Below are 19,849 nucleotides of genomic sequence, written 5' to 3' on the forward strand. Positions count from 1 at the left end.
GGGGAAGCATTATGGCTTTATCACGAGAACAATTAGCACAACGTGTCGCTCAAGAATTTAGTGATGGTTATTACGTCAACTTAGGGATAGGCATCCCTACCCTGGCGGCCAACCACATACCTGAAGGCATGGAGGTTATGCTGCAATCAGAAAACGGTATTTTAGGTATGGGGGCTTTCCCCTTAGACGAAGATGTAGACCCCGATTTAATTAATGCGGGTAAACAAACCGTCACGCTAGTACCGGGGGCATCGATATTTTCTTCAGCCGATTCTTTTGCCATGATACGTGGCGGGCATGTAGACCTGACAGTACTAGGTGCATTTGAAGTCGATTGCCAAGGTAATATCGCCTCTTACATGATCCCCGGAAAGCTTATCAAGGGCATGGGCGGCGCCATGGATTTAGTGGCGGGCGCAGACAATATAATTGTCACCATGACCCATGCATCCAAGCACGGCGATTCAAAGCTACTAGCCGAATGCACCCTTCCACTAACAGGCAAAGGCTGTATCAAGCGCGTCTTAACAGACCTGGCCCTGTTAGACATAGCCGATGGTAAATTCATTCTTCGTGAGCGTGCACCTGGCGTTAGCATTGAGGAAATTAAAGCCCTTACTGCCGGGGAACTTGTCATCCCTGAACACGTACCTGAAATGCAGCTTTAAAAAGTCTTTATCAACGAGGGAAATAAAATGTACGGACGTGAAGTTGTTGTATTAAGCGGGGTTAGAACAGCAATTGCCGATTTTGGTGGCGCGCTTAAAGACATGCCAGCCACCGAGCTTGGTGGCAAAGTGATAGCAGAAGCCGTTGCTAGGTCAGGTTTAACAGCCAGTGAAATTGAGCATTGCGTTATTGGCTCTGTCATCCATGGTGATCGCCAGGATATGTACCTAAGCAGAGCCGCTGCACTCAAAGGTGGCCTCTCCATAGCAACCCCCGCACTAACGGTGAATAGGCTATGCGGCTCAGGCCTGCAAGCCATTATCTCAGCGGCTCAAATGATCATGCTGGGAGACTGCGATACGGCAGTTGCCGGCGGGGCTGAGTCTATGAGCCGCGCGCCCTACTGGCAACAAGGCGCAAGGTTTGGCTACAAAATGGGTGATGCAACCCTCACCGATCCCATGATTGGCGCCCTTACCTGCCCCATAAATGATACCCATATGGGCATTACCGCTGAAAATGTTGCCAACCAGTACAACATCAGCCGTGAACAGCAAGATCAACTAGCGGTAAAAAGCCATCAACAAGCAAAGCTCGCCTCAGACGAAGGTCGGTTTACTGAGCAAATTCTGCCTATAGAAATAAGCTCGCGCAAAGGCACTATCGTTTTTGATCAAGATGAGCATATCCGCCCCGACACTACCGTAGAAAAACTAGCTACATTACGACCCGCTTTTGATAAACAAGGTACCGTCACCGCGGCTAACTCTTCAGGTATTAATGATGGCGCCGCAGCGGTCGTTTTAATGGCAAAGAACGTTGCCGAAGCAAAAGGCTTAACGCCTTTAGCTACGCTAGTAGGCTACGCAGTAGCTGCTGTTGATCCCAGCATCATGGGCATAGGGCCTGTTCTCGCTGTTAGAAAACTGATGGCGAAAACCGGCATCTCAATCGAAGATATTGATATATGGGAAGCCAATGAAGCCTTTGCCGCTCAAGCTCTAGCGGTAACAAAAGAGCTTGGGTTAGATCCTGCAAAAGTTAACCCTAATGGATCGGGCATAGGCCTCGGCCATCCTATAGGCGCCACTGGCGCAATCATTACTGTCAAAGCCCTCTATGAACTGAAACGTATTAAGGGTCGATATGCCGTGGCGACCATGTGCATAGGCGGCGGACAAGGTATAGCGGCCTTATTCGAATGCCACCATTAATGCAATTGAACCGGTAGCGTATATTCAATGCTTGCCGGCAAGCTAATGGCTAACCCTCAGTCACTGGCCCGGCAAGATGCTTTAAGCCTTATTCATTAAAAAAGCAGGCATCACATTCCCCATAAAAGTAAATAGTCTAAGCATCTAGTCTGATCGGCCACTCTCTCAAACTCAGCAGGGCTGAGCATAGTCGTTTGCTGAGAGCGTTCTTTTACAGTTATAAAAAATATGCTGTATTTAAATATGTTGGCTTTTTATTTATCGATAAATATTATTCTGTGTTGCTAAGCGCCATCTTCCATTGACTACCGAACAACGCCACAGCGGCGCTGCCCAACAGCTTCCGTTTTGACTCCTGCTTGGCTTACAGCCTTTTGCAGGCACAACGTCGATATACTTTTGTGAGCGATATTGGACGCCGCTACAACCGCCACCTCAAGCCAAAAAACACCAAACCCAAGAGATAGAAGAAAGCTTCAACCCCATCGCCACCACTTTACATTAATAAAACTAACAGATAGAGTTAGCGGCACTAACCTAAGATGTTAGATCCATTGGGTTATTTAACATTGAGGTAGGTAAAAACCCCTATAGCGGTAAGTACATCAGCGAATTATTTAGGCGCGCTGTATCGCTATAAGATAAACACTACCACTAATCATACGCAGCCGCTTTACCTGTTTTAGGAGCTACCATGTTAGTTTTATCACGTCGCTTAGGCGAAACCCTGATTATAGGCGACAATGTAAAAGTGTCAGTCTTAGGCATCAGCGGCAACCAAGTACGCTTGGGCATAGAAGCCCCCAAAGATGTCAGCGTACACAGAGAAGAAGTGTACCTTCGTATTCAAGATGAACAAGTGTCTAGCGAAGCCACTGACAGCTAAGCCCTGGTTCTCAGTTAAAGCCTGACAATTTTTTAGTCAGGCTTTAACTACTAGGCAAACTAAAAAAGAACGTCGCCCCGCCCTCCACATTATTTCTAAAACTTAGCTCACCACCATGCGCTTGAATAATAGACTGGCATATCGCCAAACCTATACCCATGCCATTATCTTTGGTGGTAAAAAACGGTGTAAATAATTTATCCCGCAGCTCTTGAGCTATACCTATTCCGCTGTCGATGACACTAAAACGCACTTTATCACCCTCTAGCTGCGCCCTAACTATTACACTAGATGACAGAGTATTAAAATCTTCCGAATGCTGATCTGCGCAGGCCTCCATAGCATTACGAATTAAATTAAGCACAACCTGCTGTATTTGTACCGGATCGGCCAACACCGAGGGCAAAGAACTGTCAGGCTCATAATGCAGAGGGATATCATTTACCCTAGAATCAATTTCCGCCAAGGCTAATACATCATTCATTAAGTCATTAGCATCACATATACGCCTGCCCTGCTCGGGTTTTTTAACAAAACTACGCATGCGCTGCACCACTTCGGAGGCACGCACTGATTGCGCATTCAACTTATCTAATAACGCTTCGACTTTACTTTTATCAAACTCATCAGCAGCCATTAAACGCTTGGCAACTTGGGCATAGTTCACTATTGCCGTTAGCGGCTGATTCACTTCATGAGCAATACCTGCAGCCATCTCACCAGTAGTGCTGAGCCGTTCCATATGCGCCATATACTGACGCTCCAACTCAACTTCCTCTCTTGCTGTTTTCAACGCCTCTTCGCTAGCCACCCACTCTCTAATATCACGCAACACCACTACCGCCCCTCCTTCGGGCCGCGGGCTACAAGTAATCGCAACCGGGATACGCTCGCCATCGCGGCGACGAATAATCTCCATATCACTATGGCCCGCTATCCCGTGGTAATAACTGCGATAAGGTAGGCTTTGGTACTCCATAACCTGATGACCAGCATCGGAATTAAACAGCCCTATAGCGGACAATTGCTCACCAAAACAGTCTGCTGTGGGCCAAGCGGTAATGGCTGTAGCTGCGGGGTTCATCATTACAATGCGGCCATCTTTATCCAAACCGATAATGCCCTCACTGACGGCATTTAAGATTTGTACGTTTTCCGACTCCAACTCACTATTGCGCCTAGCCAGCTCCGTCTCTAGGCGATGAATTTTGATATGGTTTCTTACTCTGGCTACCACTTCATCAGCCTGAAACGGCTTAGAGATATAATCCACGCCGCCGACAGCAAAACCTTTTACCTTAGCGGCGCTATCCTCCAATGCCGATAAGAATATTACGGCTATATGGGCGGTTTCCGGATCGCTTTTTAAAGCCTCGCACACCTCATAACCATCCATGCCAGGCATCATAATATCCAGCAACATCAGAAACGGCTTAACCTCTCTGGCAATAGCCAGGGCGGTTTCACCGTCTTTAGCTATATGCAAACGATGGCCGGTACGCTCTAGGGTTTTATATAAAATCTGTAAGTTGATAGGGTTGTCGTCAACTAATAGTAACGACTCTACCGCGCCTTCGTCGGCTTTGTGTGCGTCCGCATCAGCTGCGGCGCTTGTTATTGCGTTATTGTGATGTGTATCCATAATTGCCAGCTACTGTTAGGTGAGTATTGTTTTACTACCCTTAGCCTCTACCCGGCTATGCAAAAATTGTAACAGCTTTTCTACATCAAAACTTGCTAGTAGCTGCCGACAATATAGCAACCAATCACTGCAGCCAAAGCCGTCCTTTTCTAGCTGGCGCAATAGCGCTTGCAGGGTTTCTATGTCGCCCATTTTGGCCGCCCAACAGAGCTTTTCATACTGTGCATCGGATAAACCGGTAAAGGCCATTAAGGTGGATTCAGCGCTAGCCACAACATCGCCATGCTCGCTAATATTTAACGGCGCACCCACAACCGCAGCACCGGCGGCGTGTAGTGGCAGGCGCAAGCTAAAACAACTGCCCTTGCCTAGCTCACTGTCCACCCTAAGCCGCCCCTCCAACGCCTGAGCTAGGCGCCAGCATATAGCAAGGCCCAAACCTGTGCCCTGCGTATTAGCGCCGCCTAATTGGGTAAAGGGCGTAAATATTTTTTTACACAGCGTTTTATCTATACCTATACCGGTATCGCTAATACTAAAAATCAATTCTGGCTGTTGTGCATATTGCACACTGGCCAGCTCCACATCCATACGCACCTGACCATGCTGCGTGTACTTAATGGCATTCGATAACAGATTCATCAGTACTTGTTTGAGCTTAACCACATCTAAGCGTATTTTGTTCGGCAACCGACCATCAACATTGACGACAAATTGCAGTCCTTTATCCTTAGCTTTCTGCGCCAGCATATCGACAATATTTTGCGCTAATTCATTCAGCACACACTCTCCCACCTGCACCGGCATATAACCGCTATCAATTTTTGACAGCTCTAAAATATCATTCACCAGTCGTAATAAATAATTGCCCGCCTCCTCTGCCGATTTTAATTGCTGACACTGTTCCTCAGCCATCAATGGGTCACGCTGCAGAATCTGTAAGTGCCCTAGAATATTATTTAATGGTGTATGCAACTCATGGCTCATGCTAGATAAAAACTGTTCGCGTGCATAACTAGCCTCAGCAACAACCACATTGGCACGCTGTAAATCTGATTCTAAACATTTACGCTCACTGATATCGGTGACTATACCGGCCAACAAGCTGGCCTGGCCATTAGACTGCTCATCTATTACGCCCCCGCGACTGTGAAACCAACGATAATCACCATCTGCGTGCTTAAGCCGAAACTCTATGCCTGCAACCTCCATTTTTTTATCTTGAGCTAACGCCGCACTTTCAACAACAGCCTTATCATCGGGATGGCATAACTCCAACAATTGCTCAATACTAATCTTTTCCGGCACGGGTAATTGCGGATAACCCAGCTTTGTTAAAAATCGACCGCTAAAATTAACCTGCTGTCTGGCGGTATCCAGCTCCCACAAATAACTATTAGACGCTTTTAAAGCCAAGCGAAAACGCCTCCGACTTTGCTGTAAATCATGCTCATAAGATACCCGTTGCGCCAACATATCATTAGCATGAAAGGCCAGCTCGACAAATTCCCTACAAGGTAATTCACTAACATCGATAGCCTCGGCATGCTCACAACTACGATTAAAAAATTGTATAAATCGCTTAAAACCTCGGTTATTCATCCGATAAAAACTATAAGCAATAACGCTAACAACAAGTATAAATAGCGCAACCACTGTTATCACAAACACAATATAGCGGCTTATCTTGTCATCGAAGCGCTGTTGTTGCAGGGCTAGTTTTTGCTGGTAATCACCCAGCAGTATTTGCGCCCCAACCAACCATTGCCATTCATCATAAATAGCGGCATAGCTCATAGCTGGCACTGTATTTTCCGCGGACTCACCCCGCAATTGATAAGATAAAAAAGGCGGTTGCTGCGCGGGCGGTTGCTCTGACAGCGTAACTAAGCGCTGCCACAGCCGGACAATAGGTTGAGGAGCCTCATCTACCGCAAATGAAATTTCCGTCACCCCTCGCAGGATATCGGGGGCAACCAATAGCTGCGCCTGTTGATCTAAAATAAAAATGGAGGTGTCGGCTATAGAATTATTATTGCCAAAACGTTGCAGCACCTCTAAACGCACCTGCTGGGCTATGGCGCTTAGGCTGTTGTGATTGATGATAATAATATTTAGCTGCGGGTGATATTGCGCAAACGCTAAGCGTAGCTCTTGGTTGGGCCGCTCATCAGACACACCGTGTATGGTTAAATACACCTCGCCTTGATCTAGTACCTCGGCAATAGCGCTTTTTAACGCTTGCTGCTCCTGCCCCTGATAAAACGCTAATAATGAAGTCTGTTCTAATTCCGGGCTTTTCTGCCCCAGCAGAATCTTCCCCTCGGGGCTGAGCACCGTGTAAAAACCATGCTGTGCGTGCAACTGCAACTTTCTCAAGGCGGTAAGCACGGCCTCTCGCCCGGCACCGGCATCCGATAAGGCATCCGCCATGGCCATGGCCTCCTGCACTCGATAACGTAGCTCTTGGCGCAGGGTTTCCTGTATTTGGGAGTGGCGAAACGTTATATAACTAAGCATACTGGCAACCTGCTGACTCAACGCCGCCTCATGCTTCTGCATAAGGCTTTGCTGCCACACTGTTTCAAACTGTTTGAAACTTTGCCTAGCATCGGCTATCCATAAGTAACCCACAATAGTGACAGGCAATATCGCCACTAATAGCATTGTTATGAAATAGCGACGAATCAGGCTGTATTTAGCATGGGTCATCTTTTGGCCTTTGATCCATAAATACCGCAAGTTTCTGGCAAGCTTGCCAATAAACGATTATTGTTAAAAGCGTTAAGTTGATATTAATACTAGGCCAGCAATCCATAAGCCGGTATAGGTATAAATACCCACAACAACACACCAACCCGCAATGACTAGCCGCACAATAAGAGAACAAGGATATCGACCCATGGATTTACTCCCTTGCGTTCATATTATTGAAGACGATGACGCTGTACGTGACTCCTTACAGATGATGCTGGAATCTATAGGGCAAAAAACCAAGGCCTTTGCCAATGCCGACAGTTTTTTATCTATTTACAACCAAGAGATGGCGGGCTGTATCGTGCTGGATATACGTATGCCCGGCATGAATGGCATGGAGCTACAACGCCAGCTCAACGAGTTGAATTCCATACTGCCTATTATTTTTGTCACCGGCCACGGTGATGTACCCATGGCGGTAGAGGCTATGCAACAAGGCGCTATAGACTTTGTACAAAAGCCCTATCGTGAACAGGAACTGTTAGACAAAATCGCCACCGCTATGGCCTTGGACGAGGACAACCGCGCCAGCCTGCAACAGCGCCAGCTGATTATGCAGCGCATGAATGATCTCACCCCCCGTGAAAGAGACGTCATGCAGCTGATGGTAGAGGGCAAGGCCAACAAGGTCATCGCAATAGATTTAGAAATTAGCCAGCGCACTGTAGAGATACACAGAGCCAGAGTGATGGAAAAACTTAATGCCAACTCATTGGCTCACCTAGTGCGTATGTTTATGGCAGTAGAAGGACAGCTATCCAGCAATCCGGAATAAACCTACGCTAAGCGTCTGATAACAGATCATCAATCTGCTTGATGCAGGCCAGCAAGGTCGCCGCCTGCGCTAGCCGCGGGCCAAAATATTGCTCGGCCATAGGGCTAATTTGGCAATTGCGCGGCAGTGGTTGCTGTTGCGCTAACAACCACTGCATGCGCTCAACAAATACAAATTGCAGCCACTGCGGAAAGTTCAAGGTATCTATACAAAAAGGCTGCTGGCTGGCCAGCGCCTGCTCACTGGGCCGCTCTAGCTGCCATAGCTGCAACCGCTGTAGAGCCAGTTGTAAATCCGTTAATAAAGCGGTGACAGCGCTGTCCATAAAGCTAACTCAAGCTGCGCCTAAACGGCGGCAAGGCATCCAACAAAGCTCTGCCATAGCGTTTACTCAACACGCGGCGATCTAGCAAGGTAACCTTGCCGGTATCGCTCTCGGTGCGTAATAGGCGGCCACTGGCCTGTATCAACCGCAGCGACGCATCGGGCACGCTAATATCCATAAAGGGGTTGCCGCCACGCATCTCTATCCATTCAGACAAGGCCGACTCCACCGGTTGGTCGGGCACGGCAAAAGGGATTTTGGCGATGACCACATGGCTGCAATAATCCCCCGGCAAATCCACTCCCTCGGAAAAACTAGCCAAACCAAACAACACCGACTGCTGCTTATCATCGATAGCCGCGCGGTGGCGTCGCAGCACCTCCTGCTTGGAGTAATCACTTTGCCGCAAAACTTTTTGCTGCCAAGCTAAAGGCAGGCCTTCATACACATTTTCCAATTGCCGCTTAGACGAAAACAACACTAAGCTACCACTATCGAACTCTAGAATCTGCGGTAATAGCTCGATTAACTCTTCAGTATGGGCATCGGCATTCGAAGGCTCGCTGCGCATAGCGGGCACCACTAACTCACCCGCTTCAGCATAATTAAACGGGCTGGGTACAACGATATAAGCGGCATCTGCTGGCGTGCCAGCACGCATTATAAAACGATCGAAGCGTCCTAGCGCCGTTAATGTCGCCGAGGTCACTACCGCGGCAAAACAACGTGACCATAAATAATGCTGCAAAGTGTTAGCCGCCAAAATCGGGCTGCTAGATACTTCAAAATCCAACTGCCCGCCTGCGCCTTCCACCACGGCTATCCAGCGGCTGCGCGGCGGCTCTTCCGCTTCGATAGCAGCGCTATAATCTTGCCACAAGCTTTGGTTACCTTCGGCACGGCTGCGCAACATAGAAAACGAACTATACCAAGCCTCGGCTTCGGGGCCGGTAATACCGTGCTCAGGGGTGGCTATCGCCTCTTCTAAAATATTACAGGCTTTATCTAACAGGTCGTGCATGTCGCGAAAGCCGCCCGCCAACTCTTGCGATTGCAGCCGTAAATGCTCAGGCACTATGCCCTGAGGAAAACGTTGGTAGGGAATGCTGCCGCGCTGATCAGGCTGGGTTGAAACCGTAGCCTCTAAATGCGTAAACAGCATAGCTAGTTGCTGCTTTAAACTATCCATAATCGCAGGCAAACGCTGTATATATTGGTTGGCGGTAGTGACGGCCAACTCCGGCGCGGCTTTCGCTAACGCTTTAGACCCCTGCTCTAACCAGCGCTCGGTAGAACGCACCCGACTAAATTGCGAAAAGTGGTTGATCGCTTTTTCAGGCAGGTGATGGCCTTCGTCAAAAATATAAATACTGTCTTCCGGCTCAGGCAAAATCGCACCGCCGCCCAATGATAAATCGGCCAGCACTAAATCGTGATTAGCGACTATCACATCGACTTTATCTAAGTCCTCGCGGCCTTTATAAAAATAACACTGGCGTATATTAGGGCAGCGCCTACCGGTGCATTGGGCGTGATCGGTGGTAACCCGCGACCACAAAGAAACCTCTAACTCATCGGGCCAGTTATCTCTATCACCATCCCAGTCGCCTGCGGATAGCGCATCCAACATGGCGTCGTAAACTTTTTGATCCTGCACCTGCACCTGCTGCTGCATTTCATCGGGATACAGCGCCATGCTCTGATGGCTGCTCTGGCTACCCTGCAACAAACTATCTAATTTGCTTAAACATAAATAACGGCCGCGCCCTTTGGCCAAGGCAAACGAAAAATTGAGACCGCTGTGTAATAAAATATCGGGCAGGTCTTTATGCACCACCTGCTCCTGCAAGGCGACAGTGGCGGTAGAAATAATTAAGGTTTTATTTAAAGCTTTGGCGATGGGTATAGCCGATAAAGCATAGGCGATAGTTTTACCGGTGCCGGTGCCAGCCTCGGCAACGCACACCTTGGCAGCGCCTTCGCGGTGGCCATTGGCGTCCATATCGGCCCCGGCCAAGGTTCTCGCCACTTCCGCCATCATTAAACGCTGGCCTAAACGCGGCTTTAGTTTTTTACTGTCTAGTAAATGGCGATAAGCGCCCTGTATCTCGTTTTTTAAGTCATCAGTTAGCATTAGCCCTGTGCCTGCCGTTCGCGTATGCGATCTATAGGATTGGCATAAATGCCTAAGGCATAAGGTTGGTGTTCCACCGGCAAAGCCGCTATGCGTTTTTGAAAAGCCTGCTCTACTGACTCCAAACCTTTAATACTAAAAGGCTTGCGCTGATCGGAATAAACCCCCTCAGGGTAGCTGCCGTGTAGCATTTTATGGGCAATAAAATTGGTGGGCTGTAACGCATAGTTAGCAAAGATTTGTTGGTCGATGGCAGCCGCCACATCGTCGGCATTGTTGAACTCGCCCTGCAGCGGTTCACCAAAAGACACATGCACATGATCTTTATCACCAGAAATACCCAAGGCTATGCTGGTCACATCTTCATGCTCGCCTTTTTGGTAATAACCGTGGGTGGCTTTCTCGTACAGCTCTTTGGCTTTAGCGCCATCGCAAGGGTCTAGCTCATAGGAAATAGCTACCGGCACGATACGCATTTTATTAATAAATTCAGAGAAGCTTTCCTGTTGTTTGTGTTGGCTCATGGCTATCATTTTAATCATCGCTGGCTCGGTTTTATCATTGCCATCTTTCGCCCGACCTTCACGCTGCGCTATCCATATAGGGTCATTATCCACCTCTATAGAGTGACGTATGTAGCGGGATAATAATTTATAGGCCGCCAGCATGGCGCGGCCTTTGACCGAACGCTTAACAATAAAACTTTTATTAAGCCGCATTAACGCAGACACATAGGGCTTGGTTAACAAGTTATCGCCTATGGCTATACGCACCATGCCAAAACCGTTATGGCTGAGTACGTAGTTAACAAAAGCGGGATCCAAAGCAATATCGCGATGATTACTAATAAATAAATAAGCCTGTTTAGGGTCTAGCTTTTCCAACCCTGACACCGTGCACTGGCTGGTGGTTTTATCCACCATGCCGTCCATATAGGCTTTCACCAGCATCTGCACTTCACGCACCGTGCACATGCCGCTCACCTGCTTACGCAACAGGCGCTTTACAATGGGATACACCAGAGGCTTACAGCACTTATGCCAGCGCCCTAACCGCAAGCTGGCAATAGCGGCAACAAACTCTTTGTCGTCAACTAAGCGCGCAAGCACCGGGGCAACTTCATCATCATTGTAGGGTCGTATATCGGCAAACTGGCCCATAGCAATACCGTTTTCACATCATTTTGAGTAGGTTAAATTAGCGATGAACCATACCGGAAATTAGGGAATTAGTCATCCGCAAAAGCAGCTACCATCACAGCGACCACCTCCCACCAACCCGCACCACACGCTTAATAAATAAACGTCACTAAGCCAACGCCTAACAACAACACCGCAAGCCTGACCACTAAACCACCAGGTAAAATATTCCCACCGTACGAAAAACAACCCACAATTTACTTTTACAGCTTTAATAACACTAAACCTTAGATTCCCCTTGACGGTCAGCAACTAGATCATTAGTATGCGCGGCTCATTACGGAGAGTGGCTCGACCAGAACCATTCTCACGCTGAAGTTAATATCAGCAAAGTTAAGTGCGGGGTGGAGCAGTCTGGTAGCTCGTCGGGCTCATAACCCGAAGGTCGTCGGTTCAAATCCGGCCCCCGCTACCAAATAAAAAAGGCTCGCCATCGGCGGGCCTTTTTTATTTGCGCGCAGCGGTCGCATGCAGAACCGACTCCGGTTCGAGCGATTGCACCGCAATCGCAACAAGCCGCATCGCGGCGCTACCCAAAACGCTACGCGGGGCACACTGAGCCTCGTAGAGGTTGAACAGCCTCAAGCTGTTTCAATTCAATCCGGCCAAACTAACCCCTAACCACCCCCTAATTACACCCCAACCCCAAACTAACCTATACCATTTGGCGGGCCTTTTTGTGTGCGCGCAGCGGTCGCATGCAGAACCGACCCCGGTTCACAAATTGCGCCAGCAATTTGATACGAGGCGCTGCGCGCCGATACCCAAAACGCTACGCGGGGCACACTGAGCCCCGCAGGGGTTGAAACAGCCTCAAGCTGTTTCAATTCAATCCGGCCAAACTAACCCCTACCCCCCCCTAATTACACCCCAACCCCAAACTAACCAATGCCATAGGCCGGCCTTTTGTGTGCGAGCAGCGGTCGCATGCAGAACCGACCCCGGTTCGAGCGATTGCAAAGCAATCGCAACAAGCCGCCAAAGCGGTGCTATCCCAAACGGTATTTACTCAACAAAAAACATGAGCCGTTTCGGCCTCCGAGCCGGAACCCAGTAGGTTTAGCAGCAAACTAGGAAGCCGCAAAGCACTTAGAACCCTCCCAGCAATACTTGCACCTCAAAATCACCACCTCAAACCCAACCACACAAACACTTTAATTCCGCTCAAACACGTTATTTGATTGCTCAAAACAGAGTTCCCGACCATAATTGGGTCATAGTCAAATAACATCAGAGCCACACCAGCTCATATAATAATATTTACACAAAACAAGAAGATTCCATGGATACATTCCTAACCCTAAGCGGCTCTGCCGTGCTTGTCTTAAGCTGGTTTTCACTAGTCGTCAGCAGTGCAAAAGAAGATTTCACCTGGGGCTTGTGCTCATTCTTCCTCCCACCCCTCTCTTACCTCTATAGCTTATGCAGGCTGGATGTAGCCAAAGACGCGGTTATTTTGGCCCTGATTGGGTTAGCATTATTAGCCTTAGGCTCCTAAAGTGAGTCAACACTGACATTACAAACCTGAAGTGGTAATATCCGCCACCCTGCACCATAGGCACAATAACAACGAGACTCTCATGAGACCTAATATTCTGGCAGCATTGTCAGCACTAATATGCCTTTTAAGCTTAACCGCCCAGGCAGCCAAACCTACCAGTATCACCTTTGAATCGGATCAAACCACAACCGAAGGTATCGAGTACTCTATTTATGTGGTCACTTGCTCCAACCATAAAAACGTAAAGCTATCCGCGTGGGATAAACGTAAAAAATGGTGCATAGGCGAAGGTTTATCAGAAGACTGTGAACGCAAACAAATTAAGGCCGCCAAAAAAGCCTGCCGCTAAACTCGCGTTAAATCGTCTACAAAAAAAGGCCTCCAACACAAACGTTAGAGGCCTTTTTTTATATCCTGCGTCACAGCAAGACGACAATAAGCTGCTAAGCTATACAAACCATCACAACTAGCAGCGGCAAAGCCATGATCAATACCAGCTCCCCCACCAAGATGTGGACGCACGCCAAGCCCAGCTTTCACAAATCCAACCCCGACGCCTTCAACAACAGTTTTGGCCTAGAGCTTCATCGCCGTAAAACCAAGCCCCAGCAAGCCGCAAACAGTGAAGCGCCCACCTACGCAGCTAGCCACAGCAACCTCAACCCGACCCCTCTCTGCCAACCAAAAACCAAACCAACCCGCAACCCAGACAAGCAGCGCAAGCAACGCTAATAACTAATCAGAGCCAACTCCGTAAACATATCCTCAGATTGCCGCTTAGCCTTAAAACGACGGGTGATTTTATTAAACTCCTTCGCTATTTCGTGCATGCGGTCTACCGCTCGGTTATGACGCAGGCTATCGCGACGACAATCCAGAAACAGCTGCTGGCGCTGTATATAGCTTTTAACAGCCGCTTGCGCCTCCAGCATCTCACCCATGTCAGCCATGTCAGGGTTAGGCAGGTAGGGTATTTGTGCCTCTCTACACGCCGCCCAAGCGGGCGTCGCTAATAAAGAAGCCAATAAAATAATCATGAGTTTTTGCAGCATAACAAACCCTTCTTTTTAATTAGCCGCAACGTTGAGCGAGCGAACCTCATGTAACGCCCCTCCAAGCAACTATATAGTTATGTATAGCTGTACTTATAATAACCAATAATTCTAAGTTATCAATTATCCCGGCTTAATTTCCCCTCTTATCAGCCCCCACAGCACCTTCGCTGCACAGCCCTACAATTAGCTACCCTCGCGGCTTGACATCCAACCGGCAACAAGGAATAATCTCGCCTCTTATTTTTGACCCCCTATTTTTTCAAGGAGTTACAAGGTGGCAAATTCTCCACAAGCAAAAAAACGCGCTCGTCAGGCCGAAAAGCGTCGTCAACACAATGCCAGCCTGCGCTCCATGGTACGCACATCTATCAAGAAAGTGCTTGCAGCTATCGATGGTGGCAACGCCGAAGAAGCGCAAACAGCTTATGTAGCTGCGGTTCCTGTTATTGATCGTATGGCTGACAAAGGCATTATTCATAAGAATAAGGCTGCACGTCATAAAAGCCGTCTGAACGATAAAGTTAAAGCTCTAGCTGCTTAACTTTGCTTTCAGCATAAAAAAACCGGCCTCGGCCGGTTTTTTTATGCATGGCGATTCTACATCGCTACACCAAGACCATATTATCCCTATGGATTAGCTCCACATCACCCTGATAACCCAGCAGCTCCTGTATAGCACCACTACCCTTGCCGATAATTTTTTGCGCGTCAGCAATGCTGTAATTAACTATCCCTCTGGCCACTATGCTGCCCCGGGCATCGGTACAAACCACAAAATCACCTCTTTCAAAAGTACCACTTACCTCGGTCACACCCACAGGCAATAGACTTTTGCCTGAGCGCTTCAGCACAGCCACCGCACCATCATCCAGCTGCAGACTACCGCAAACCTGCGACTGCCCTGCCAACCACTGCTTACGCGCCGCTAAAGGCGCCTGCTCGGCCACCAGCAAGGTGCCCTGCACCTCATCCTTAAGCAAACCCACCAACACATTTTTTAAAGCGCCGCCCGCAATCACGGTATGAGCACCGGATCTCGCCGCCAACCTAGCCGCACGCACCTTAGTCAGCATGCCACCGCGACCTAAGGCGCCAGAGCCTCCGCTAGCCATAGCATCTAACGAAACATCGTTGGCGCGAGCAAGGCGTATAAGCTCAGCATCGGGATTGGCGCGCGGGTCACTGGCAAACAAGCCCTGCTGGTCGGTTAAGATCACCAGCAAATCCGCATCGATCAAATTGGCCACTAGTGCACCCAAGGTATCGTTGTCGCCAAAGCGTATCTCGTCAGTCACCACGGTATCGTTTTCATTCACCACCGGCACCACACCCAACTCTAACAGGCGCGAGATAGTACCGCGGGCATTGAGATAGCGATCGCGAGCAGAGATATCATCATGCCCCAGCAATATTTGCGCGGTATGTAGGCCGTATTGCTTAAAGCAGGTTTCATAGGCTTGCACCAAACCCATCTGCCCCACCGCAGCGGCGGCCTGCAGGTCGTGTAAAGAGCTAGGGCGCTGTGACCAACCCAACCGAGTCATGCCCTCAGCTACAGCCCCTGAGGACACCAGCACTAGCTCTATGCCCTGCTGGCGCAACCAGGCCATTTGCGCAGTCCAGCCAGCGATAGCCTCTACATCTAGGCCTTTACCACCCGCAGTTAATAAAGCGCTGCCGATTTTAACCACCCAGCGCTTGGTTTTCGATAAGCTTGGTTTATCCACGTTCATGTCTTTCGTCATTAATTTTATTGTTAACCGTGCTTGCGCACGACGATCATGCTAGCGCTCGTATTGCACTTCAACATCATAATCGTCGTCATCAAAATCATCATCGTCATCGGCCGCCGCCAAACGTGCCAAACGCCTAGCCTCAGCTAACTCTTGTATACGCTCACGGGACTCGCTTTGCATACGCTCTTGTATAGCCTGCTCTTCGAGCAGTATAGACTCGTCTTCTCGCTCTAAGAGATTGCGCTCTTCTATATAGGTCATTATCTGGCCGCAAATAGGCTCCACGCCCTCTTTGTTGATAGCTGCAATGGCAAATACCGGGCCCGTCCAGCCCAGGTCATCGACTATCTCTTGGCAGCGCTGCTTGCGCTCATCTTTAGGCAGCAAATCAATTTTATTCAACACCAACCAGCGTTCACGCTGATGCAGGGTAGGGCTAAATCGCTCTAACTCTTTAACAATGGCCCTAGCATTATCTGCCGGCGAAGATTGATCAAATGGCGCCACATCAACAATATGCAACAACAGGCGGGTACGGGTTAGATGCTTTAAAAAGCGCACCCCCAAGCCAGCGCCTTCAGATGCACCCTCAATAAGACCAGGTATATCTGCCACCACAAAACTGCGGTGCGCCTGCACTTTAACCACACCCAAGTTGGGCACCATGGTAGTGAACGGATAGCCCGCCACTTTCGGCTTAGCCGAGGATACTGCACGAATAAAGGTCGATTTACCGGCATTGGGCAAGCCCAACAAACCGACATCGGCCAGCACTTTTAGCTCTAGGCGTAGGTTTCTACACTCGCCCTCACTGCCCGGCGATGTTTGCCTAGGAGCGCGATTGGTGCTGGATTTAAAACGGGTATTACCCAAACCATGCCAACCACCCTGAGCAACTTTTAGCCGCTCACCATGCTCACGCAAGTCGCCCAACACCTCATGAGTATCCTCATCGATAATGGTCGTACCTACCGGCACCCTCAATATCAAATCATCACCGCCCTTGCCGGTACAGTCGCGGCCCGAGCCCGATGTGCCGCCATCAGCCTGATAGTTACGCTGATAACGGTAATCCACCATGGTATTAACAGCAAAATCGGCCTCTAAAAAAACACTGCCGCCATCGCCGCCGTCACCCCCATCAGGGCCACCCTTAGCAATATATTTTTCACGGCGAAAACTCAAGCAGCCGTTACCACCACGCCCCGCTTGGACCTTGATAGCAGCTTCATCGACAAACTTCATAGTTTTCTCCCGTTAATCACTTGCCACGCAAGCTAATAAACTCTTAGGTATACAATAGCTAAAAATAGCCAGAAACAAAAAAGCCCCGTCTATAGTAGACGAGGCTTTCTCTTAATAACACCGTGAACTTATGCAGTTACAATGCTAACAAACTTACGGTTTTTAGGACCTTTAGTTTCGAACTTAACCACGCCGCTTGCCTTGGCAAACAAGGTATGGTCGGTACCCAAACCTACATTAACGCCGGCGTGAAACTTAGTGCCGCGTTGACGAACAATGATATTGCCCGCTAATACTTCTTGGCCGCCGTAACGTTTAACACCTAAACGCTTACTCTGGGAATCGCGACCGTTATTAGTACTACCGCCTGCTTTCTTATGAGCCATTACTTATCTCCTAAAATCTGTTAAGCACTGATACCAGTGATTTTAACTTCGGTGTACCACTGACGGTGGCCGGCTTGCTTCATCGAGTGTTTACGACGACGAAACTTCATGATTTTTACTTTCTTGTGACGACCTTGCTCAATAATCTCAGCCGTTACCTTGCTACCCGCAACGTAAGGTGCGCCAATCTTAACGCTCTCGCCTTCACCGACCATCAAAACATTATCAAAAGTGATAGTTTCGCCAGTAGCGACTTCAATCTTTTCTAGCTTAAGGGTCTCACCCTCAACGACGCGATGTTGCTTACCGCCGCTCTCAATAACTGCGTACATGTTTAACTCCAGTGTGTAGCCTGCTTGCAAAAAAGGGTCTTACAGCCAGCAAATGCTGGGACAAGTCCAGGCAACCTCAGCTATTTGCTCTTCATTAAGAACATAAAGCCGGTTCGGTTTTTCGGAGGGCGGATTCTACGGCAGTTATCCATCAAGAACAAGTCCTTTGCAAACCTAGGGCGCAATTTTAACCGCTATCGTTACTTTTAGCTATTCACCTAGCGCCAAGCCGTAGCACAACTGCGCCGCCACCTTGACAGATCCCCCCACCCCCCATAGCATGCCGCGTTCCACTACAGCAAAATAAACCACATAGAATTAAGCACATGCAGCAAGCTCGCGATATCGTCGCCACCGAATTTGAAGCCGTCAATCAGCTTATTATTGACCACCTGCACTCTCGCATCCCCCTAGTTGGCAGCATAGGCCACTATATAGTCGATGCCGGCGGCAAACGTTTGCGCCCCCTGCTGGCCCTACTGTGCGGCGGCCTTAATGGCAAAATCAACGATCAGCATATCGCCTTCGCAGCCTCTATAGAATTCATTCATACCGCCACCCTGCTGCACGACGACGTCGTCGACATCTCATCCTTGCGTCGCGGCCGCCCCACCGCTAACGCCGAATGGGGCAATGCCCCCAGCGTACTGGTAGGCGACTTTCTCTACACCCGCGCCTTTCAATTGCTGGTTAGCCTAGGCAAACAAAAAGTCATGGAGCTGATGGCCAACACCACCAACATCATCGCCGAAGGCGAGGTTTTACAGCTCACTAAGGCAGGAGACCCCAGCACCTCAGAAGCCGACTATTTTGACGTTATCAAAAGCAAAACAGCAGTACTCTTTGCCGCCGCCTGCGCCGGCAGTGGCGAACTAGCAGGGTTGGACGAAAACAGCATCGACAAGCTTTACGACTACGGCCTTAACCTAGGCATCGCCTTCCAGCTTATCGATGATGCTTTAGACTATGAGGGCGATCCCGCTACCATGGGCAAAAACGTAGGCGACGACCTAGCCGAGGGCAAGCCCACCCTGCCCTTAATCCACGTTATGAAGCACGGCAGCAAGGCGCAGCAAGCACTAGTCAGCAGCGCCATTAAAGAAAAAAACAATGCCGATATAGACGCCATCTTCAGCGCCATACAACAGACCAAAGCCCTAGACTACACCAAGCAACTAGCCATTAAACATCAGCAGCTAGCCACAGCCGCCATTAGCAGCTTTGCCGACTCCCCATATAAAGAGACGCTATTACGCTTAGCCGAACTCTCAGTAAATCGTCAGAGTTAAAACCTTTTGCGCGCATTGCGCCCAACAGCACGGTGACTAGCATCACAACTTTAGCAGTGCAGCCCACACCGTGGTTGCCAAAAGCCCCTACCACTATCTACACTTCCAACACTGCTAACCAACAAGCGCAACACCACGCTTACCACACCAAGGCCGTTACCATGCGTAAACTACTCACCCTAAGCCTACTTTCCACTCTCTTGATTGCCTGCGGTGGCGGCGGTGGTGGCGGCAGCGATGAGCCCGCTAACAGCAGCCCGGCCAATAGCAGCAACTCATCAAGCACCAGCCAAGAAGTCGACCAATCTGCACCCTCAACGCCAGAGCCCACACCCTCCCCCAACACAGGCACCATTACGCTCACTTGGACACCGCCCAGCACCCGCGCCGACGGTAGCGCCTTAGCGCTCACCGACATAGGTGGCTATGAAATTTATTACTACCTCGATGGCACCCCCATTAACGAGGGCGAGATGGTCAATATCAGCAACCGCAACACCACCGCCTACACCACTCCCGAGCTCCCTGCAGGCAAGTATTACTTTGCTATCTCAACCTATGACACCGCCATGATTTACAGCCCACTATCAACTCCGGTATCAGCCGCAATTGACTAAGCAGCGGACACATTTCGTCGAATAAATTTACACATATATAACAACAACACTTGCCACCAGCCCACATATAGGCTAAAAACACTTAAA

20 protein-coding genes and 1 tRNA gene are annotated in these 19,849 nt (G+C 49.2%); 11 read left to right on the forward strand and 10 right to left on the reverse strand.

All coding sequences use genetic code 11. From position 1 onward, the window contains the following. The first annotated feature begins 11 nt into the window (after positions 1-11). The 3 genes from B067_RS0115520 (at position 12) to csrA (ending at position 2,769) form a co-directional block, all read left to right on the forward strand. Positions 12-668, forward strand: a complete 657-nt coding sequence (locus tag B067_RS0115520) for a 3-oxoacid CoA-transferase subunit B (protein WP_019531011.1) — start codon at positions 12-14, stop codon at positions 666-668. Positions 669-695: 27 nt separating this feature from the next. Beyond that, on the forward strand, positions 696-1,883 hold the full coding sequence (bktB, locus tag B067_RS0115525) for a beta-ketothiolase BktB (RefSeq protein WP_019531012.1): 1,188 nt from the start codon (positions 696-698) through the stop codon (positions 1,881-1,883). A 694-nt stretch (positions 1,884-2,577) separates the two neighbouring features. Further along, on the forward strand, positions 2,578-2,769 hold the full coding sequence (gene csrA, locus B067_RS0115530; RefSeq protein WP_019531013.1) for a carbon storage regulator CsrA: 192 nt from the start codon (positions 2,578-2,580) through the stop codon (positions 2,767-2,769). 43 nt (positions 2,770-2,812) lie between these two features. On the opposite strand, the gene B067_RS0115535 is transcribed toward csrA, so the two are convergent. Both B067_RS0115535 and B067_RS0115540 read right to left on the reverse strand, forming a co-directional pair. Continuing rightward, positions 2,813-4,411, reverse strand: a complete 1,599-nt coding sequence (locus B067_RS0115535) for a response regulator (protein ID WP_019531014.1) — start codon at positions 4,409-4,411, stop codon at positions 2,813-2,815. 15 nt (positions 4,412-4,426) lie between these two features. Further along, positions 4,427-7,123, reverse strand: coding sequence for an ATP-binding protein (locus B067_RS0115540; protein ID WP_083921446.1), 2,697 nt, complete (start codon positions 7,121-7,123; stop codon positions 4,427-4,429). A 190-nt stretch (positions 7,124-7,313) separates the two neighbouring features. On the opposite strand from B067_RS0115540, the gene B067_RS0115545 reads away from it, so the two are divergent. Further along, positions 7,314-7,943 (forward strand): response regulator transcription factor, encoded by a 630-nt coding sequence (locus B067_RS0115545; protein ID WP_019531016.1) that lies wholly within the window; start codon positions 7,314-7,316, stop codon positions 7,941-7,943. A gap of 7 nt (positions 7,944-7,950) precedes the next feature. On the opposite strand, the gene B067_RS0115550 is transcribed toward B067_RS0115545, so the two are convergent. Genes B067_RS0115550 through B067_RS0115560 form a run of 3 tightly spaced genes read right to left on the reverse strand, consistent with a single transcriptional unit; the run spans position 7,951 to position 11,562 of the window. Next, positions 7,951-8,268: a YqcC family protein gene (locus tag B067_RS0115550; RefSeq protein WP_019531017.1), complete on the reverse strand. Its 318-nt coding sequence runs from the start codon at positions 8,266-8,268 to the stop codon at positions 7,951-7,953. 4 nt (positions 8,269-8,272) lie between these two features. Continuing rightward, positions 8,273-10,402, reverse strand: coding sequence for an ATP-dependent DNA helicase DinG (gene dinG / locus B067_RS0115555; protein WP_019531018.1), 2,130 nt, complete (start codon positions 10,400-10,402; stop codon positions 8,273-8,275). Next, positions 10,402-11,562, reverse strand: coding sequence for a 1-acyl-sn-glycerol-3-phosphate acyltransferase (locus tag B067_RS0115560; protein ID WP_019531019.1), 1,161 nt, complete (start codon positions 11,560-11,562; stop codon positions 10,402-10,404). The genes dinG and B067_RS0115560 overlap by 1 nt, the downstream gene beginning before the upstream one ends. A gap of 377 nt (positions 11,563-11,939) precedes the next feature. Here B067_RS0115560 and B067_RS0115565 point away from each other — a divergent pair. The 4 genes from B067_RS0115565 to B067_RS0115585 all read left to right on the forward strand — a co-directional run bounded on the left by B067_RS0115565 (position 11,940) and on the right by B067_RS0115585 (position 13,834). Continuing rightward, positions 11,940-12,016, forward strand: a tRNA-Met gene (locus B067_RS0115565). Positions 12,017-12,883: 867 nt separating this feature from the next. Then, on the forward strand, positions 12,884-13,099 hold the full coding sequence (locus B067_RS0115575) for a hypothetical protein (RefSeq protein WP_019531021.1): 216 nt from the start codon (positions 12,884-12,886) through the stop codon (positions 13,097-13,099). 82 nt (positions 13,100-13,181) lie between these two features. After that, complete coding sequence (locus tag B067_RS0115580) at positions 13,182-13,451, forward strand: hypothetical protein (protein ID WP_019531022.1); 270 nt, start codon at positions 13,182-13,184, stop codon at positions 13,449-13,451. 134 nt (positions 13,452-13,585) lie between these two features. Further along, on the forward strand, positions 13,586-13,834 hold the full coding sequence (locus tag B067_RS0115585) for a hypothetical protein (RefSeq protein WP_019531023.1): 249 nt from the start codon (positions 13,586-13,588) through the stop codon (positions 13,832-13,834). Here the strand turns inward: B067_RS0115585 and B067_RS0115590 are convergent. Then, complete coding sequence (locus B067_RS0115590; RefSeq protein ID WP_019531024.1) at positions 13,831-14,154, reverse strand: hypothetical protein; 324 nt, start codon at positions 14,152-14,154, stop codon at positions 13,831-13,833. The two genes, B067_RS0115585 and B067_RS0115590, sit on opposite strands and share 4 nt — an antisense overlap. A gap of 277 nt (positions 14,155-14,431) precedes the next feature. Here B067_RS0115590 and rpsT point away from each other — a divergent pair, with 277 nt between their 5' ends. After that, complete coding sequence (gene rpsT, locus B067_RS0115595; protein WP_019531025.1) at positions 14,432-14,698, forward strand: 30S ribosomal protein S20; 267 nt, start codon at positions 14,432-14,434, stop codon at positions 14,696-14,698. Between the two features lie 64 nt (positions 14,699-14,762). Here the strand turns inward: rpsT and proB are convergent, their stop codons facing one another. The 4 genes from proB to rplU form a co-directional block, all read right to left on the reverse strand. Next, positions 14,763-15,890 carry a glutamate 5-kinase gene (gene proB, locus B067_RS0115600; protein WP_019531026.1) on the reverse strand — a complete coding sequence of 376 codons (1,128 nt, stop codon included), beginning with the start codon at positions 15,888-15,890 and terminating at the stop codon, positions 14,763-14,765. Positions 15,891-15,941: 51 nt separating this feature from the next. Further along, entirely contained in the window at positions 15,942-17,138 is a 1,197-nt protein-coding gene (gene cgtA, locus B067_RS0115605; protein WP_019531027.1) for an Obg family GTPase CgtA, read from the reverse strand. Between the two features lie 128 nt (positions 17,139-17,266). Further along, the gene (gene rpmA, locus B067_RS0115610; RefSeq protein WP_019531028.1) at positions 17,267-17,524 is read right to left on the reverse strand and encodes a 50S ribosomal protein L27; all 258 of its coding nucleotides are present in this window, start codon (positions 17,522-17,524) and stop codon (positions 17,267-17,269) included. Between the two features lie 20 nt (positions 17,525-17,544). Then, positions 17,545-17,856 (reverse strand): 50S ribosomal protein L21, encoded by a 312-nt coding sequence (gene rplU, locus B067_RS0115615; protein ID WP_019531029.1) that lies wholly within the window; start codon positions 17,854-17,856, stop codon positions 17,545-17,547. A 326-nt stretch (positions 17,857-18,182) separates the two neighbouring features. On the opposite strand from rplU, the gene B067_RS0115620 reads away from it, so the two are divergent. Both B067_RS0115620 and B067_RS0115625 read left to right on the forward strand, forming a co-directional pair. Then, a complete protein-coding gene (locus B067_RS0115620) occupies positions 18,183-19,145 on the forward strand; it encodes a polyprenyl synthetase family protein (RefSeq protein ID WP_019531030.1) in 963 nt (320 codons plus the stop codon). Positions 19,146-19,177: 32 nt separating this feature from the next. After that, positions 19,178-19,762: a fibronectin type III domain-containing protein gene (locus B067_RS0115625; protein ID WP_019531031.1), complete on the forward strand. Its 585-nt coding sequence runs from the start codon at positions 19,178-19,180 to the stop codon at positions 19,760-19,762. The last annotated feature ends 87 nt before the right edge of the window (positions 19,763-19,849 follow it).

The organism is Dasania marina DSM 21967 (genome assembly GCF_000373485.1).
GTDB classification, from domain to species: domain Bacteria; phylum Pseudomonadota; class Gammaproteobacteria; order Pseudomonadales; family Dasaniaceae; genus Dasania; species Dasania marina.

Bases quoted from the DNA above. Each gene is read 5' to 3' on its own strand.
- B067_RS0115535 (WP_019531014.1), bottom strand. From the start codon at position 4,411: ATGGATACACATCACAATAACGCAATAACAAGCGCCGCAGCTGATGCG.
- B067_RS0115585 (WP_019531023.1), top strand. From the start codon at position 13,586: ATGATCAATACCAGCTCCCCCACCAAGATGTGGACGCACGCCAAGCCC.
- rplU (WP_019531029.1), bottom strand. From the start codon at position 17,856: ATGTACGCAGTTATTGAGAGCGGCGGTAAGCAACATCGCGTCGTTGAG.
- rpmA (WP_019531028.1), bottom strand. From the start codon at position 17,524: ATGGCTCATAAGAAAGCAGGCGGTAGTACTAATAACGGTCGCGATTCC.
- B067_RS0115575 (WP_019531021.1), top strand. From the start codon at position 12,884: ATGGATACATTCCTAACCCTAAGCGGCTCTGCCGTGCTTGTCTTAAGC.
- B067_RS0115550 (WP_019531017.1), bottom strand. From the start codon at position 8,268: ATGGACAGCGCTGTCACCGCTTTATTAACGGATTTACAACTGGCTCTA.
- B067_RS0115590 (WP_019531024.1), bottom strand. From the start codon at position 14,154: ATGCTGCAAAAACTCATGATTATTTTATTGGCTTCTTTATTAGCGACG.
- bktB (WP_019531012.1), top strand. From the start codon at position 696: ATGTACGGACGTGAAGTTGTTGTATTAAGCGGGGTTAGAACAGCAATT.
- B067_RS0115540 (WP_083921446.1), bottom strand. From the start codon at position 7,123: ATGACCCATGCTAAATACAGCCTGATTCGTCGCTATTTCATAACAATG.
- cgtA (WP_019531027.1), bottom strand. From the start codon at position 17,138: ATGAAGTTTGTCGATGAAGCTGCTATCAAGGTCCAAGCGGGGCGTGGT.
- B067_RS0115620 (WP_019531030.1), top strand. From the start codon at position 18,183: ATGCAGCAAGCTCGCGATATCGTCGCCACCGAATTTGAAGCCGTCAAT.
- proB (WP_019531026.1), bottom strand. From the start codon at position 15,890: ATGAACGTGGATAAACCAAGCTTATCGAAAACCAAGCGCTGGGTGGTT.
- csrA (WP_019531013.1), top strand. From the start codon at position 2,578: ATGTTAGTTTTATCACGTCGCTTAGGCGAAACCCTGATTATAGGCGAC.
- B067_RS0115580 (WP_019531022.1), top strand. From the start codon at position 13,182: ATGAGACCTAATATTCTGGCAGCATTGTCAGCACTAATATGCCTTTTA.
- B067_RS0115545 (WP_019531016.1), top strand. From the start codon at position 7,314: ATGGATTTACTCCCTTGCGTTCATATTATTGAAGACGATGACGCTGTA.
- B067_RS0115560 (WP_019531019.1), bottom strand. From the start codon at position 11,562: ATGGGCCAGTTTGCCGATATACGACCCTACAATGATGATGAAGTTGCC.
- B067_RS0115520 (WP_019531011.1), top strand. From the start codon at position 12: ATGGCTTTATCACGAGAACAATTAGCACAACGTGTCGCTCAAGAATTT.
- dinG (WP_019531018.1), bottom strand. From the start codon at position 10,402: ATGCTAACTGATGACTTAAAAAACGAGATACAGGGCGCTTATCGCCAT.